This is a genomic window from Hyphococcus lacteus, assembly GCF_041058985.1.
Taxonomy (GTDB): Bacteria; Pseudomonadota; Alphaproteobacteria; order Caulobacterales; family Parvularculaceae; genus Hyphococcus; species Hyphococcus lacteus.
Genome location: NZ_JBEHZE010000001.1, coordinates 273,789 through 289,500, shown reverse-complemented (window position 1 = coordinate 289,500; position 15,712 = coordinate 273,789). Strand labels below are relative to the sequence as shown.

The following is a 15,712-nucleotide window of genomic DNA, read 5'->3' as shown; positions in this document are numbered from 1 at the left end:
GTGACGGGCGGCCCCATCCGCTAGTCTATGGTTAATGCCCAAAAGGCCGGGGGGCTGGGGTGGGGGTCGTAAGATGAAATTTTTTGGCAAAGGCGATAAAGCCCGGATGAGCGCAAAATCTTGCGACCATCAGATTTATCGGTGTGGCCATTGTGGCGAAACGGGCTGTCAAAGCCGCGAATGTAACAATCGCCAATTTCAAGAAGCCGACCTATGTCGGGATTGTGGGCGGTCATGGGAAATGTTTCCGGTGAACGAGGCACCGACCGCCGCGCCTGTGGACGCAACCACAGCGGCACCGCGCGCTCGTGGCAAAAAGATGAAATCATCAACCAACCTTCCGTGGACGGAGATTATTCTCGGCACGATGCTTGTGGTGACCGTGATTGGTTTTGGGCTTTTAGCCCAGAACCGAGATCAGGTTTTTGCGCGTTTTGATCGCGGTGGTCCGCTTGCACCGCCAGTGATCCAAACGGCGACGGCGGTGAGCAGCGATGTGTGCGGCTGCTACGATGAGGGTCTACGCCTGAGCGGAAAAGGCTTAAATGTACAGTCATCGGAATATAAAACCGGTTTCTTGATGTGCCGTGAATTATTTGGGGTGGATGGCGGCGATGCCTGGACCGCCGGATGGAACGCGCGTCGTTCTTCAAAAGCCTATGAGGCCAGTTGCCGAAGCTATCGCCGCAAATAATAACAACATAAAAAAGGCCGCGCATTGCACGGCCTTTTTTCTTAAGCAATTCAGTTTGGTTTTAGCTGCCGTCAGCGCCAGCAACCCATCCGGTGCAAGTGGCGATGTCGTTTAACCCATGTTCACCAAGGCAAAATGCTTCCTCATATGGTGTTCGCGTGGCCGCGATGCACTGATCAAGTGTTAGCTTTGCCATGGAAAGGCAGCGTTGGGACTTGGTGTTTCGTGCATAAACTTCAACGATTTTCGGGTTCAGCGTATCTGTCGAATAACGCGCTGCAAGGTAAAGAATGCGATCAATCACGACTTCGGCGTTCTTCTCGGTGACGCGGCCTTGGCCCGCACCAGCGCCCCATGTCGCGGACCATTCTTTTTCGGCACTCGCGAGGGAAGGTGCCATCACACCATTGTTAGAAGGGTGTGCGAAAACTGGCGTCGCAGGTTCCGCGCGTGTGCGGCCATAATTTGCGGCCTCGGTGATCCGTGTCTGGCTATTGGAGATGCGTTGTTTGCCCCAATTTGTTTTCTGCATTGCATAGGCTTGGGTCTTAAAGGCTTCGCCTAACGCACTAATCCGTGCACCATCTTGAACAGCCATGGACAAAACGGCGTTTACCGCGATGTCGGTGCCTTCAAGGCTGCGGAGGAAAGACGGGTTCGCGGATACATTCGACATCAACCCATCGATACCGCCAAGGATGCCTTTTCGTCTGCTGCCTTTTTTCTTGAGCTCTTTTTCGAGCGCTTCGGCAAAGCTCGGCTGGTCGGCAACGACCAATGCCGCATAAGCGACCCAACCGGCGGCAAGCTTGTCTGGGTCATGACCAGCGAGGCGGAGATGTGCTTCGCGCGTGACCTCTGCGTTTTTGAATGGCATGGCCTCGATCGCGGCGACATCTTCGCGGTAACGAATATAGTTCGCCGCCGTACGTTCCAGTGCATTATCTTTTGGCTGTGCCAGCGTGTCGGCAGAGACGCCCGTGGTCGCAAATCCGGCCATTAACGCCACCGCGAGAAAGTATGGGCGACGGATCGCTTTGCGAAGGCTGGCGCGAGGTTGCCTCTTGACTGAGGGCGATTCAGAATTTCTTCGCGTAATCAGCATCTTACGCGGCCCCAACTTGTTACGCGACATAGATTACTTCTCCCAAGTGGCGGTGTTTTATCATATCCGCCATCCTATGGTCTGATATTTTAAGAGTGCGCTGACCACACTAGCTGAATTATTATCAAATTCGACCGGTTTGCACCGCGATACACCCCTTTTTCGACGTTTTTTCAGTTTATCTTTTATTAACGTCAATTAGCGCATGGTGAAGGGGCGTTAACGAATCGGTTCGCGTGGTTCATGCTACGTGACGCCCAAAACCGGAAATAATAATGGCTATAAGACTGCCATCTTTTTTAAAAGCGCTGACCGGCAAGAATGGCCAAAAGGCGCGTGTTTCTTGGCGTTCGACCGACGGTGATCCGGTTGTTGGTCTTGATCACAACGGCACTATCGTGGCGGTTACGGGCGCTGCTGAAACAATGATCGGCGGCAATGACGGACCGGTTGGCCGTTCATTTCTTGAATTTATCGCACGGGATGATCGCGCGGCACTGAAAGAGGCGTTAACCCGCGTTAGCGCCAATATGCCTTCTGCGCCTGCAATTCGCTTGACGGTACGTCTTTTGGCCCAAGCTGGTGATGACGCGCGCAAATCCCCGCGTTTTGTTGAGCTGGCACTGGCAAACAATAAAGACGGGACGGCGATTTTAATTCGCGACCGTAGTGAAGAATTAAACGAGCGCCGCACCGCAAACATGACGGCGAATGGTGCCACAACCGCTGAGGCCGAGCATGGCGTTTCTGCGGATATGCTGGCCGACCTTGGCCATGAGCTGAAAACCCCGCTGAATGCGATTATGGGGTTCGCTGAAACCATGCGGACGGAGACCTTTGGTCCTTTGGGGCACGAGAAATATAACGAATATGCCGATTTGATTCATTCTTCGGGGGGACATTTGGCCGAATTGATCTCGGCCATTCTGGACCGGGCCAAGCTTGCGGCGGGGCGTTATGAAATTGCGCCCGTTTTGTCTGCACCCGGACCGCTTGCTAAAACCTGCGCAGAAATGGTGCGCGGTGAAACCGAAAAAGCGGGTCTTTCGCTCAATATTGATATTGCTGAAAACCTGCCTGAGACAATGCTCGATTGCCGAACCGTCAAGCAGATCTTGATTAACTTGTTATCGAATGCCGTGAAATTCACAGCGGATGGCGAGGTCAGCCTGAATGTGCGTGAAACCGATGGAACGATATCGTTCACTGTCGCGGACACGGGCGTCGGCATGAGCCAAATTGCTCTCGCGCGGTTAGGCGAGCGTTTCACCGACATGCATAAAAATGGCGTACGCGGAACAGCGGGAACTGGGCTTGGGTTGTCCTTGGCTTTTGCTATGGCGAAACTGCATGGCGGTATGTTGTCGCTTTCTTCTGCACCCGGCGAGGGCACGGTGGCGACATTGACGTTGCCTGTTGCTAAGACGGCCGCTGAGCTTTCTGCGTCGGGCGTATCGGCGGCGCGTGCAGCCGATATTCAGAGCCAGCTTGACCGGGTTGCCCAATATCGGCGCGAACGGATGGATCAAAACGCGGCATAGCGTTTTCTATCCGGGGCCTCTGCTGTTTCCGCCAGAAATCAAAATTTTACAATTAAATTAACCAATTAGCTCCACAGCATGCGGAAAAATACCGGCAGAACGCGGGTTGATTTGGGCGGCTATTGACCTTTTCTTGAGGAACATTCCGCTAAGATATGACCGCGGCAAGAATTGCGTTGGAGACTGTTTCATAATGAAGCGCTGGGTAAAATCCTATGAGCGTTTTTTACGCATATCCGAAGATGGACGCCCAGAAAATCTGATGCGTATGCGTGCGGTTTGGATGATCGGTGCCATGGTCGCGGCATCGCAGATCGCAAATTTCTTTCTGATGTTTTTTATCTATTCGGCGTGGACCTTTGATCATACGCTAACGTTGATCGTGGTCAGTTGTATCATCGGTTCGATACAGATGGTGCGTTGGTATAAAAACCCGTTTTTCTATGCGGCGTTTTATTCAGCCCTGATGGTTGGCGCGGTGCTGGCGGGCGCACTTTACGGAAATTCTGGGATCAATACGGCGATTTTGCCTTTCATTGCGATTGGCCCGGTCATGGCCGGATTTATCGCTGGTCGTCGCGCGGCGATGACGTTTTGTGGTGCGGGGACGGTGGTTCTCATATTCATTTATTGGGTTTCACTGAATAATCCGTCGATAGTTGCGCCATTTGATTATTCGCGAGAAACAAACCGCTTCTTCCAGGGTTTTTTCGTCTTGTGTATTTCAACCGGTATCGCGGTCATCATTACCGAACGTGTTTATGCGGCGCTTGATGAAATGCACAAAAGCGCCATCCGCGCGCAAAATGCTGAAGCGGCAAAGTCACAGTTCCTTGCCACCATGAGCCATGAATTACGCACGCCCCTTAATGGCGTGATCGGACTTACGGATGCGGTGCTTAGTGGTGACTTACCGAAGCGGGAACAAAAACTGACCGAGACGATTAGAACCTCAGGCGAGTCGCTTTTGTTGATCCTTAATGACATGCTTGATCTTTCCAAGATTGAAGCGGGTATGTTGACGCTCGAACCGCGCGCCACAGACCTTCGCGATCTTGTGCGTTTTGTTGGTGATAGCTGGCGCGAGTCTGCCTCGGCCAAAGGGATCAATATCAACGTTAAAGTGACCGGCCCGATACCGCCGGCAGTTATGATTGATGATCTGCGTTTACGGCAAATTCTTCAAAACCTTATGTCCAATGGTGTAAAATTCTCCGCACAGGGACATGTTTTGTTGCACCTTCATGCATCCGCGCGTGGTGCCGGGAATTACCGTCTTGATATTCGTGTAACAGACACCGGTAAAGGCATTTCGGATGATTTGCTCGACCGTGTTTTCGAACCCTTCGAACAGGGTGAGTGCGGCACCGCGCGGCTTTATGGCGGTACAGGGCTTGGCCTGCCGATTTGCCGCGAGCTTGCGGGGCTTCTTGGGGGCAAAATTTGTGTCGAGAAAACAGGAAATGCAGGTACAACATTTTTGTTGACCTTGCCCGTTGAAGCCGTCGTTGTTTCCGCGAACGATCTTGATGATGAGATCTATGATGCGGCAAGTGATCTTACGGGCCTTCGCGTTCTCGTGGCCGAGGATAATGAGGTCAATCGACTGGTCGTCGGTGAGTTCCTCAAATCTTGGGGCGTTGAAACGGTTTTCGCGTGCAACGGTCAAGAATGTCTGGATGTGTTCGAGGCGGATCATTTTGACATCATTCTGATGGATAAAAACATGCCCATCTTGAACGGGGTGGATGTGGTACGAGCGATCCGAGGGCGTAACGACCCCAAGGCGAGCATTCCAATTATTGCGGTCACCGCAGATGCGATGCCCGGCGAGCGCGAAGAAATGCTGGCGGCAGGTATGAACGATTATATCACCAAGCCGTTGCGCGCCGGTGCCCTAAAAGCCACGCTGGTTCGTACCTTGAAATCGCCAAAAGCGGCTTGACCGTTTGTGATCATTGCGCGAGCGTGCGCCCATCATGATTGAGCCACGTCTTAAAACCGAAATCCGTATTTCTGCTCATTTGCGCCGCGCTCAGGCGGGCGGGGCGTTTGCAACCATTGTCCGAAAGGGCGATCCTGACGCTGGGGCGGTGGCGGTAAAGCTTTTTATCGGGCGCGGTGAAGCGCGTTTATTTATTCAAAGTCGCGACCTCGATGGTAACCCAGTATGGCGCGAGCCGTTGGAGGGTGATCAGCAGTCTGATGATATAGAAACGCGTATTGACCGTTGGATCGAAAAAGAATCCTCGATTGACCCTGATATTTGGGTGGTCGAGATCGAAGATCGCGAAGGGCGTGCGTTTCTCGATTAACTGGCCACAGAATTTTTGGTTTGTGGGGAAGTTGTGGATTGCTCAAGCACGATTGTCTGTCCGGCGTCGGCCACGGCCTGACTTCTCAGGCGCCAGAACCGCATTAGCTTTTCGGCGGCGTCAGTCGGGATTTTTTGATAGAGATCTAAAATCCGAAGGGCATTCGTTTTGTCGCGGTCCCCGAGCAATAACCCAAATACCATACGCGAAAAGACATCGCGATGAATTCCTGTCGCGCGACAGGCGATAGCAAGAGATTCAAATCGCGTATCGCGCATAATGGCTTTTGCGGCGGGTTCATCAACGCCGGTAAGATAAGCAAAGGTCAATACAAGCTCATTCAGGCGTTTTTCCGAAATTAATTGTTTCATCAATGACTGATTGATCTGGCCATGGATCGAACGCTTGTGAACGAAGTGGCGGAAGTTTTCCGTCTCTTGCCCCGGCTGGAGTAGCGACGTGCGGTTGATAGTAATCGCTTCGCTGATCAATGCGGGATCAAGCACTTCAGAGCGGTTTAGAATTTGTGATTTAAGCGCGGCCGGCACCTGAAAATATAGCTGCGTCAACAAGATCGGGTCGAGATCATGCCGACCGGTCAACGGGGCCCGTAACGACGGCATTTTTTTCGACGTCTCTGCTAATTGGTCAAGGGTATGGGGCCGAAAATGGGCGCGCTGATTTTTCAAAAGGCTGACCGTAACAGCTTCGTTATTGAGCGCTAACAATGCCTCGCCGATCGCGTAACTGACATCATAACGGCGTGCAATGGCCATGTGATGTGGGGTGCCGCGCTGATGAATGATTGCTAATAAGTCATCATCATTCAACATTGCCCCATGACGCAGCAATGGCTCAGCGATCGACATGTCATGTCGTGCAAGTTGGTTCGTGATGCCGCGTGGTGCGATGCGCGCTTGGGCAAAAGTCGCCGCGATTTCCTGGCAGGTTGTGTGATCTGCACGTTCGCACAGTTCGCACATGATTTGGTCGATCTGATCGAGCGCAGGTCCGGTGAACTTTTGCGGTGCGGCCATAAAAATGTCGATAAGACCCCGCAAAAAGCGAACCTCCATCCCCGCTGAAGGGTTGGATGTTTTACCTTTGATGATATTGCTCGCCATCAAGAGCAGCTCAGCCAGTTGCGTAGATTGTGGCACCATGTGTCTCCCTCCACAAGGCGCGCAGAGTGTGCAACAAAGGTAAACAAACCGTCGCCGAATTGCCCTATAGGAGTGACTAAATGTTCAGACGTTCTTCGCGGCTTTTTGCCCTCTCATTTACCCTGTTGGGTGCCGGAACATTAGGCGCTTGTTCGAGTTTATCATCGATGGATCCGTTCAGCGGTGGCAGTGTTAACTACGCTGAGGGCGCACCGATCAGAACCGAGTTATCACGTGCTGATTATGACGCACTCGCTTATGCATTTAATCAGGCAATGAACACAGGAAAGCCCCAAAGCTGGCGCGGAAAACGGGCCGGCGGTGTGGTTGAGCCAAAAGCCTATGCGATTGCAAATTTAAAGAGCAATCCGAATACGCGCATCAATGCTGCGCGGGGTGATCTTGACCTAACCCATATGGTTGAAACCGAAATGGGGCTTTATGTTTTGACCCGTAACTCGAACATTCGCACGGCACCATCGACAAAAGGAAAAGCGTCCGAGGTGTTACCGTCCGGGTCGGGTGTTGATGTGGTCGGTCGCGTTACCGATAAAAACTGGATGTTGATCGCCGCCAATGATTCGATCCGCGGTTATGTCTTTGGCGACTTGTTGATCAAGGCACCGGGGTCGGAACTGGAGCTTGCGGGTGGTCCAGTTCGAAAGCCTGTTCTGTGTCGAAACTTTAGCCAACGGCTTAATGTTTATTCAGAGCGCCATGTTTGGGATGGGGCGGCCTGTAACGATGGCACAGGGTGGCGGATTGCACGCCCGGAACCAGAAACGCCCAGCGCCGATGATGAGTTGTTAGGGCTATAAACAAAAACACCGGGCGATGGCCCGGTGTTTTGCTGATTAGTGTTCGGTTTGAATTTCGTGATCGCCTAATAGGCATCACCGGTGGCCTTGGTGGCGACCCGATCCGCTACATCGCCCATATCGGTGCCAATATCGGTTGTCGTATATTCTGCGATGATGGCTTTGGCTTCTTCGAGCGCTGCATCGGCAGATTTTTCATTTTTTTCGACCGCTTCGGCCAATTCAAGAATTGGCATATAGAGCGCTTCTGGCTCGCCCTGAATCGTCAGGCCAAAGACGGTATTTTCGTTCTCGATCCGAGTCCATTCATCGCGGATACCGGCCCAGAATTCTTCCGTAGCGGCCCAATAGTCATCCCCAATCGCAATATCAAAATCATCGAAATGCTTATAGGTGTTGATCCCGACCTCCCGAACCAGCGCGCGCGGTTCTCCGGTCAGGATGATTTTTGTGTTGTCTTGTTCATGCACCCAGCCTTCAGGCGTAATTGCATGACGATTGACGGCATTCACTGCATGATAGTCATCGCGGGTGGTGGCATCACGTCGGGGTAGGGGGCGTAACTCAGCCGGCGGATTCCATGCGGATACGCCATATTCATGGCTCCATGTGCCGACTGCGCCATATCGCGGGGCGTCATCGACTTGATAGACCGTTTGTGACCATGTTCCCTTGTTATTTTTGACCGGGCGCTTTTCCCAAGCATTGCCGCCGATAAAGACCAACACGTTTTCTGGTTCATATTGCCAATCTTGGCGCCAATGTTTGACCGGAAATTTTTTATCGCCGCCGACAACAAGAATGTGCTGTAGACTGATGAAGTCTCCATTGTCTTCAATGACGCGCACAATTTCATCGCCGCCGGACAATTTTCGGTCTTTGATTTCGTAGCCCGCGGCGAATGGTACCGTTTCGATAAAGTCGAATTTCACGCGGTAGTTCCCAGCCATCGCCAGAATTGCTTTTCGGTCTGCGGCAAAATTTTCATCTTGTGATTGCTGTGTTGGCGCATTCGCATTGGTTGCCTGGTTCGTCTGAGCGGTGGCGCAGCCGCTGACCGCAACGAGGGCGATGGCCGCCATCATTATGCGTGAGCGATCTTGGTGAAATGTCATTCTAAATCCTTTTGTACTTTAGGTTTGGTTTGGCCCAGCCATTTCGCCGGACGCTTTTCCAAAAAAATCTTGTTTCTTTTCTATAATGCGAACGATTCTGAGTTGCAATCGCAAATATGTGATGTTATCGATCCATTGTTGCAAATCATTCGCAACTAGACCGGGGAAATCGCGGCGCGCCAGAAAATTATGTGGTGCGGCCGACAACAGAAATTTTTGAGGACCGAATGAAAAATACGTATTTAATGAGTGCCGCGATTTTGGGGGCTGCGGTTCAGGCCGATATTGCTGTCGCGCAAGAGAACGAAGAAATCGAGCTGGCCCAGATAGACGAAGTCACGGTCTATGCCACCCGCAATCCGATTGCGGCCTTTGACTATCCCGGTCAAGTCACTGTCATTGGCGAAGACGTGATTGATGACATCAACCCCTCGACGATTGCAGATATTTTTACCGCCGTTCCTGGTGCATCCATTGGGGGAGGCCCTCGCCGGACTGGCCAGACACCAGATATTCGTGGTCTGTCCGGCGAGGGTGTTTTGGTGCTTTTTGATGGCGCACGCCAAAGCTTTCTCTCGGGGCATGACGGTCGGTTCTTTATCGATCCGGACCTGTTACGTGCGGTAGAGGTCGTGCGTGGGCCAACGTCGGCGCTTTACGGATCGGGGGCGCTCGGCGGGGTCGTCGCTATGCGGACGATCAACGCAAGCGATCTCTTGGACGATGGCGAAACCGCAGGGTTCAAGGTCGGGTCTGGATATCAAAGCGTTAATGACGAGTTCCGTGTGAATGGTACAGGCGTCTGGCGCAGTAATGATAACCGTTTCGATGTTGTCGGTAATCTTACCTTTCGGTTGTCCGAAAACATTGAACTGGGCAGTGGCGTAACGCTGCCGGCAGATGACGAAGTTGTTTCGTCACTCCTGAAAGCGAGCTTCCGTCCTAATGATGACTGGGAAATCTCGACGTCTTGGATCCGCTTTGGTGGCGATTCTATCGATCCGAATAATCCGCAGGGAAATAACATTGGCGGCCCCGGAAATGATAATGTTTTCCGTAATATCGACACCAACACGTTTCAGGGGGCAATCAATTATAACCCTGCGAATTCTGATTTGATCAATGCGAATCTGACCACCTATCTTACGAAAAATCAGGTCGAAGAAGCCGAAGTGAACACAACGCGGGTTGTTAGCCGCGAGGTCGAAACATTTGGGGTGTCACTCGATAATCGATCACGTTTTGACTTAGGTCCAGCCGCGCTGACGCTGACCTATGGCGGTGAGTTTTATCGCGATGATCAAGTCGGTCGCGATAACACCACCACTGACGGCAAACGGGGCGGCGTTCCTGATGCTTCTGCAAAATTCTACGGCGCGTTTATTCAGGGTGAGCTCGCCGTACAAAGCCCGCTCGGCGCACCCGGCGTACTTACCTTCCTCCCGGGGGTGCGTTGGGACAAATTCCAGACCGATGCGTCGAGCGGGCCCTCCACTAGTGATGAAGCAGTTTCACCAAAAGTCGGTGTTTCATATAAGCCGGTCAAAGAAATTATCCTGTTTGGTAATTGGTCAGAGGCATATCGCGCGCCATCATTTAATGAGATCTATGCGGATAATGTACATTTCCAGATTCCAGATTTCTCATCGCCCAGTTTCGCGCTTGTGACGAATTTCTTTATCCCGAATCCTGATTTGGTACCGGAAGAATCTCAAACATGGGAGGTCGGTGCAGGGATCGATCTTGATGACCTTCTGTTAAATGGGGACCGATTGACCATTAAAGTATCATATTTCAAATCTGATGTTACCAATTTGATTGATCTTGAGGTCAATATACCGGCGGGCTGTTTTGGTGCGCCATTCCCGCCATGCGGTACCGGCGAAGCCTTCGGGAATTTCAGCCGAAATGTAAACGTCACTAACGCCGAACTTGATGGCGTCGAAATCGAAGCTGAATATGATAGCCGCGTTGCTTACATACGCGGGAATTTCTCAACTATTGATGGCATTGACGCCGATAGCGGTGATTATGTGGGCATTCTCTCGCCCGATACTTATTACGTCGATGGCGGAATAAAATTCGCGGGTGGTGACATGCGCCTTGGCGGCCGTGTGTCGTTGGCCAGCGCCTTCACCAAGGTCAATACCCCAACGGATTCGCGCGATAGCTATGCGGTTGGTGATATTTATGCCGTGTGGGAACCATCACGCGGTGGGTTAAAGGGGGTTCGCGTTGATCTCGGCGTCGATAACATCACAGATACCGACTACCAGATCGTCGCCGCAGGTGTGAGTGAGCCGGGCCGGAACTTTAAGGTCGCGGTTAGCTGGCGACAGGGATTTTAGGCGACAATACAAATAAAAGAGGTAACGATGATTAGACAACATGGCGAAGATCGCGCGCTGGTCACATGGTTGATTACTCAGGAAAAAGTGCTGAGGTTATGGATAGAAGATGTGATGGCACGCGGGCCAAAAGAGTCTGATCTCGTTGCCGATCTTGAAAAGCATCATGACTGGCTATCGTCACAAATTGATCGCTTGTGCGATAAAAAGGCGGCGTGATTATAACCGCTTAGCGCCGCCGATTATAACGGCGTTCGTCACCATCGCGGCGAACGCGGTTAAACCCTCGCGAAACCTCCGCATAGTAATCAAGCAATACCGGTTCCGACGCATAGCGGACGGCCGGATAGGCACCATCAAGATTACGCAAAGGCAGGCCTTGATGGGCGGAGACCATAAATTCTTTCCATATCGACGCCGGAATAGACCCCCCTGTGACTTTCTCCATGGGGGTGTAGGCATCGTTACCGACCCAGACACCGGCGATGATCTGGGGCGTGTAGCCAACAAACCACGCATCGCGCCAATCATTGGTGGTGCCGGTTTTTCCGGCGGCTTCGCGGCGACCAAGGCGCGCGCGACCGCCCGTTCCGGTTAACATGACCTGATAAAGCAGGTGGTTCATTTTCCGCGCTACATCTTTGGTCATGACCCGTTCAGGGGCGCGCTCATCACGATAGAATAATTCTTCGCCGCCGCGAGTCTCGATGCTTGTGATTGCATAGGGCGTTGGTGCGAGGCCGCCCCGTGCGAACGGCACATAGGCGCTGGTTAGCTCTTCCAAGGTGACATCAACAGCACCAAGCGCAATCGACCGGTGCGCTGCGATGTCAGAGCGAATGCCGAGACGTTTGGCAGCAGCAGCAACTTTTGCACGGCCTACTTGCTCCGTAACCTGAACAGCCACGGTGTTGATGGATTTTGCGACCGCTTCGGTCAGGCGTACGGGGCCCGCATAACCGGGGGTATAGTTGGTGGGCTGCCATCCGGCGATATCGATGGGTTGATCGACAAAGCGCGATTGCGGCGTCAGCCCGGCCTCCATCGCGGCCACATAGACAAAGGGTTTGAACGCAGAACCGGGTTGGCGTTTGGCCTGCACGGCGCGATTGAACTGGCTTTCTTTATAATCTCTGCCGCCGACCAAAGCGCGCAAGGCACCATCGGCATCATAGGCCACAAGGGCCGCTTGATCCGCGCCCTTTAGCCGTGCCTCGACCGTGAGCGCGGTTTTAACTGCTGCTTCTGCATCGCGTTGAAGTTTTTGATCTATGGTGGTTCTAACGATTAAATCGCCCGTTGCGTTGGGCACGATCTTTTTCGCTTGGGCGGCGGCATAGTCAAAGAAATAGCCAAGCCCGTTATCGACATTATATTTCGCAATCACGGGTGGGTTTGAGCGGGCTTCGCGCGCCTCAAATTCGGTTATCGCCCCGATATCAAGCAAATTATCGAGAACGTCAGATGCACGGCGTTGTGCGCCGAGTGGGTTTTGTGTGGGCGCATAGGTGGACGGCGCTTTGGGCAGGCCCGCCAACATTGCCGCTTCAGCAAGCGAAATATCGCGCGCGGATTTAGCGAAATAGGTTTGTGACGCGCTTTCGACGCCATAGGCACCGGCACCAAGATAAATCCGATTGAGATAGAGCGACAGAATTTCGTCTTTGGAATAATGCCCCTCTATCCAAAGCGCCAACAATGCCTCGCGCGCTTTACGCTCATAGGTTTGTGTGGGGGAGAGGAACAGGTTTTTTGCGAGTTGTTGTGTGATGGTCGAACCACCCTCGACAACCGCGCCGGATTTCGCGTTGGTGATGGCGGCACGCAATGTCCCGCGCAGGTCAACCCCGCCATGGTCAAAAAACCGGCGATCCTCCGTAGAGAGAATAGCCTTGATTAAATGCTCTGGTAGCTCCGCCGGATCAACGTGCTCGCCATAACGTGCACCGCGCGCCGCGATTTCTTCGCCATTGCGGTCGAGAACGATGATAGCGGCCTGTCGGTTGACGTTCCAAAGATCGGCGTCGTCGGGCACGCGCGGTGCCATAAAAATAAAGGCAAAACCCAAAACACCAGCGACGCCTAAAAACGAAAGCGACACACAGGCAGCCGCAAGCGAGCCCCAAAGCTGCCGCCAGGCAATACCGTCGCCGGGGCGTTTTTCATATTTCGTGTTTTCCGAATAGGGTTCACGGCCAGCGGGCTTGGCTTTGGACTTTTTGCGATTGGCCAGTTTGTGATTTTCCTGTTTGCCACTGGTCAGCCGCGCCCATAGACCCGCACCATCATCGCGCACCGCCGACGCGCCCTTTTTCAGGTCGGCATACAACGAGGCAAGGGTGGCGCTAAAACTCTTTGGACGCTTGCTCATGCGGGGCTTTTCGTGACTCGTCGCCATTATGACGCGCTTGACGTAAAATAACACTGCTCATTGCGCTGCAAAGAGGGCGTTTTCGCGGCATCAGCGTAAAGATTTCAAGACCTTGATGAAAAGTCGGTAATTCGGCGAGGCATGCGGAACCCCGACATAGCTCGGCCTGTTGAACGTTCGTTTATTTTGGCCATTTATTCTGGCTCATCTTGTTTGGCGTAGAGTTGTGCCTCGGCTACCGAATCGAACCAACCGCTGGGGAAGGGAAGCTTTGCGAGGTGTCCGCGCGCTTCATTGACGGTTGAAAAATCCGGCAGCTCGGGGATGTCTTTCAACCGTTTGAGCAAAGCTGCGTCATCGCGTTCTTCGACGATGGCGGGAATTGCATTTTTCAAGATAACAACAGCCACAGGCATTGGGCTCTCTCTTTCGATCACGCGGAAAACCGAGCTTTAAATTGACAGCATTGCCTCGCGAAGATCAATCGGCGATTTGACCGCCTGCGCGAAATCCAAAATTTCTGAATTGGCGTTAATATCCGCGTTTTCTGACCGGACCTGCTGATACAGCATGCCGCCCCAACGCATGTCGAAATAATTCGCCAAATCCACAAAAGGCTGATCGAATGATTTCGGCACAGTTGGTTGTCCGCCCGTTGCCACCAGATAAAGCCGTTTCCCCGCAAGGCGCTTTCCGAGCGGTTTGTATGGCCCGGTCAAATCATTGAACCGATCAATAAATGCCTTCATTTGCGCGCTCATCGTGTACCAATAAACCGGCGAGGCAAGGACAATCGTCTCGGCACGCATCATCATCTGTGCGACGGGAAGAAAATCATCACTCTGATTGCCATAATCATAGTCGAAGTAACCTATATTCAGGGCATTCAGGTCAATGATTTGTCCGTCATCAAGATCATTAAAGACTTCACGGACGAGCTGCGCTGTCTGTCCGCCAGAGCGGCTCGTCCCAATTATTCCTAAATAACTCATTATTTGATCCCATTTCTGCGTTCGAATATTCGTCGCAAGAATTCCACAATTTCTGCTCCCTCACGCATAAAGATTTCTCTCTTCTGGTTTGTCGGAAAGATATTGAACGAACTCGAATTCAATGCCTTCCTTGGTTTTGAAATAATTGTTCCGGCGGTGGGGATGATCCTCGCCCAAATTGTGGGACTCATATCCGACTTTTTTCAGCCTGCTGACGATGGCATCAAGGTCGTCAACCTCAAAGGCCAGATGCGCGAGCCCAGGATCGGTCCCGGCGAGATCGCGCTGTGGTTTGTCACTGGCGTTAGCACCAAAAAATTCGTTCAGGGTGATGTAGTTGTAATCGTCGCCCACATGCGCCCAGCGACGCGGCACCCCATACCATTCACCGCCGCCTTCACCGCGGATGCTCCAGTGCGGGAATGCCGCCAAAAGAAAATTCGCAGTTTCTTCGATTCCGGTGACCATCAGATTTGCATGTTCAAGTCGTGCTTTTGTCATTTTTGCCTCCTATTAAATAAAGAATATCCTTTAATTAATTCGGCTTGTTTTCAAAAGCAATTCCTTTATATAAAAATCCATGAGCAAAATTCCGAACGAGACCATCGACAAAATCGATAAAGCCGACGGCGCAACGCGCGGGGCCGTCATTGACCACCTCAAACGGGGCGGGCCGCAATCGGCGGCGACGTTGGCAAAGGCATTGGGGGTGACGGCAATGGCGGTGCGCCTTCATCTTTATGCGCTCGAAGACGAAGGTCTGGTGTCATCAGAATCAGAGGCCAAAGGGCGCGGGCGGCCCACCAAAAATTGGCTGCTGACCGACGAGGCTGCGCGGATATTCCCTGACGCCCATCAGGGGTTAGCGGTTGAGATGATTGATTCCGTGCGGGAATTATTTGGTGATGAAGGGTTGGAAAAGCTTGTTCATAATCACGGAAAAAAACAACGCGTGACCTATGGTAAGACGTTAAGCGCCGCTAAAACCATTGGCGATCGGGTAAAGCGGCTTGCAAAAGCGCGCAGCGACGAAGGCTATATGGCCGAGGTCAAAAAAGACGGTCACGATTGGCTGTTGATTGAAAACCATTGTCCGATTTGCTCAGCGGCAAAGGCCTGTAAGGGCCTCTGCGCAAACGAGTTAAAAGTCTTTTCCGATGTACTGGGCGACGAGGTAACGATCACCCGCGAGGAGCATATCCTAAGCGGTGGTCGCCGATGCACCTATCGCGTGAAGGGCCAGTAATCTG

At 52.5% G+C, this 15,712-nt stretch carries 15 protein-coding genes; 8 read left to right on the top strand and 7 right to left on the bottom strand.

The window, feature by feature from the left end; all coding sequences use genetic code 11:
* Positions 1-73 precede the first annotated feature (73 nt).
* Positions 74-694, top strand: a complete 621-nt coding sequence (locus ABFZ84_RS01325; protein WP_369312000.1) for a hypothetical protein — start codon at positions 74-76, stop codon at positions 692-694.
* A 61-nt stretch (positions 695-755) separates the two neighbouring features.
* Here the strand turns inward: ABFZ84_RS01325 and ABFZ84_RS01320 are convergent, their stop codons facing one another.
* Positions 756-1,829 carry a hypothetical protein gene (locus tag ABFZ84_RS01320; RefSeq protein WP_369311998.1) on the bottom strand — a complete coding sequence of 358 codons (1,074 nt, stop codon included), beginning with the start codon at positions 1,827-1,829 and terminating at the stop codon, positions 756-758.
* 245 nt (positions 1,830-2,074) lie between these two features.
* Here ABFZ84_RS01320 and ABFZ84_RS01315 point away from each other — a divergent pair, with 245 nt between their 5' ends.
* The 3 genes from ABFZ84_RS01315 (at position 2,075) to ABFZ84_RS01305 (ending at position 5,655) form a co-directional block, all read left to right on the top strand.
* Positions 2,075-3,340, top strand: coding sequence for a PAS domain-containing sensor histidine kinase (locus tag ABFZ84_RS01315; RefSeq protein ID WP_369311996.1), 1,266 nt, complete (start codon positions 2,075-2,077; stop codon positions 3,338-3,340).
* 193 nt (positions 3,341-3,533) lie between these two features.
* Positions 3,534-5,285: an ATP-binding protein gene (locus ABFZ84_RS01310; RefSeq protein WP_369311994.1), complete on the top strand. Its 1,752-nt coding sequence runs from the start codon at positions 3,534-3,536 to the stop codon at positions 5,283-5,285.
* Positions 5,286-5,319: 34 nt separating this feature from the next.
* Complete coding sequence (locus ABFZ84_RS01305; RefSeq protein WP_369311992.1) at positions 5,320-5,655, top strand: DUF1491 family protein; 336 nt, start codon at positions 5,320-5,322, stop codon at positions 5,653-5,655.
* Here the strand turns inward: ABFZ84_RS01305 and ABFZ84_RS01300 are convergent.
* Positions 5,652-6,818 carry a DUF2336 domain-containing protein gene (locus ABFZ84_RS01300; protein WP_369311990.1) on the bottom strand — a complete coding sequence of 389 codons (1,167 nt, stop codon included), beginning with the start codon at positions 6,816-6,818 and terminating at the stop codon, positions 5,652-5,654. The two genes, ABFZ84_RS01305 and ABFZ84_RS01300, sit on opposite strands and share 4 nt — an antisense overlap.
* A gap of 80 nt (positions 6,819-6,898) precedes the next feature.
* Between ABFZ84_RS01300 and ABFZ84_RS01295 the strand changes: the two genes are divergently transcribed.
* Positions 6,899-7,636 (top strand): SH3 domain-containing protein, encoded by a 738-nt coding sequence (locus tag ABFZ84_RS01295; RefSeq protein WP_369311988.1) that lies wholly within the window; start codon positions 6,899-6,901, stop codon positions 7,634-7,636.
* A 65-nt stretch (positions 7,637-7,701) separates the two neighbouring features.
* Here ABFZ84_RS01295 and ABFZ84_RS01290 read toward each other — a convergent pair whose 3' ends face one another.
* Positions 7,702-8,751, bottom strand: a complete 1,050-nt coding sequence (locus ABFZ84_RS01290; RefSeq protein ID WP_369311986.1) for a DUF6607 family protein — start codon at positions 8,749-8,751, stop codon at positions 7,702-7,704.
* 227 nt (positions 8,752-8,978) lie between these two features.
* Here ABFZ84_RS01290 and ABFZ84_RS01285 point away from each other — a divergent pair, with 227 nt between their 5' ends.
* Positions 8,979-11,099, top strand: a complete 2,121-nt coding sequence (locus ABFZ84_RS01285; RefSeq protein WP_369311984.1) for a TonB-dependent hemoglobin/transferrin/lactoferrin family receptor — start codon at positions 8,979-8,981, stop codon at positions 11,097-11,099.
* Positions 11,100-11,126: 27 nt separating this feature from the next.
* Positions 11,127-11,318 carry a hypothetical protein gene (locus ABFZ84_RS01280; RefSeq protein WP_369311982.1) on the top strand — a complete coding sequence of 64 codons (192 nt, stop codon included), beginning with the start codon at positions 11,127-11,129 and terminating at the stop codon, positions 11,316-11,318.
* A gap of 10 nt (positions 11,319-11,328) precedes the next feature.
* On the opposite strand, the gene ABFZ84_RS01275 is transcribed toward ABFZ84_RS01280, so the two are convergent.
* The 4 genes from ABFZ84_RS01275 to ABFZ84_RS01260 form a co-directional block, all read right to left on the bottom strand.
* A complete protein-coding gene (locus ABFZ84_RS01275; RefSeq protein ID WP_369311980.1) occupies positions 11,329-13,470 on the bottom strand; it encodes a transglycosylase domain-containing protein in 2,142 nt (713 codons plus the stop codon).
* 194 nt (positions 13,471-13,664) lie between these two features.
* Positions 13,665-13,886: a hypothetical protein gene (locus tag ABFZ84_RS01270; RefSeq protein WP_369311978.1), complete on the bottom strand. Its 222-nt coding sequence runs from the start codon at positions 13,884-13,886 to the stop codon at positions 13,665-13,667.
* 36 nt (positions 13,887-13,922) lie between these two features.
* Positions 13,923-14,462: a flavodoxin family protein gene (locus ABFZ84_RS01265; RefSeq protein WP_369311976.1), complete on the bottom strand. Its 540-nt coding sequence runs from the start codon at positions 14,460-14,462 to the stop codon at positions 13,923-13,925.
* A gap of 60 nt (positions 14,463-14,522) precedes the next feature.
* Positions 14,523-14,963 (bottom strand): VOC family protein, encoded by a 441-nt coding sequence (locus ABFZ84_RS01260; RefSeq protein WP_369311974.1) that lies wholly within the window; start codon positions 14,961-14,963, stop codon positions 14,523-14,525.
* A gap of 79 nt (positions 14,964-15,042) precedes the next feature.
* On the opposite strand from ABFZ84_RS01260, the gene ABFZ84_RS01255 reads away from it, so the two are divergent.
* The gene (locus tag ABFZ84_RS01255) at positions 15,043-15,708 is read left to right on the top strand and encodes a helix-turn-helix transcriptional regulator (RefSeq protein WP_369311972.1); all 666 of its coding nucleotides are present in this window, start codon (positions 15,043-15,045) and stop codon (positions 15,706-15,708) included.
* Positions 15,709-15,712: the final 4 nt, after the last annotated feature.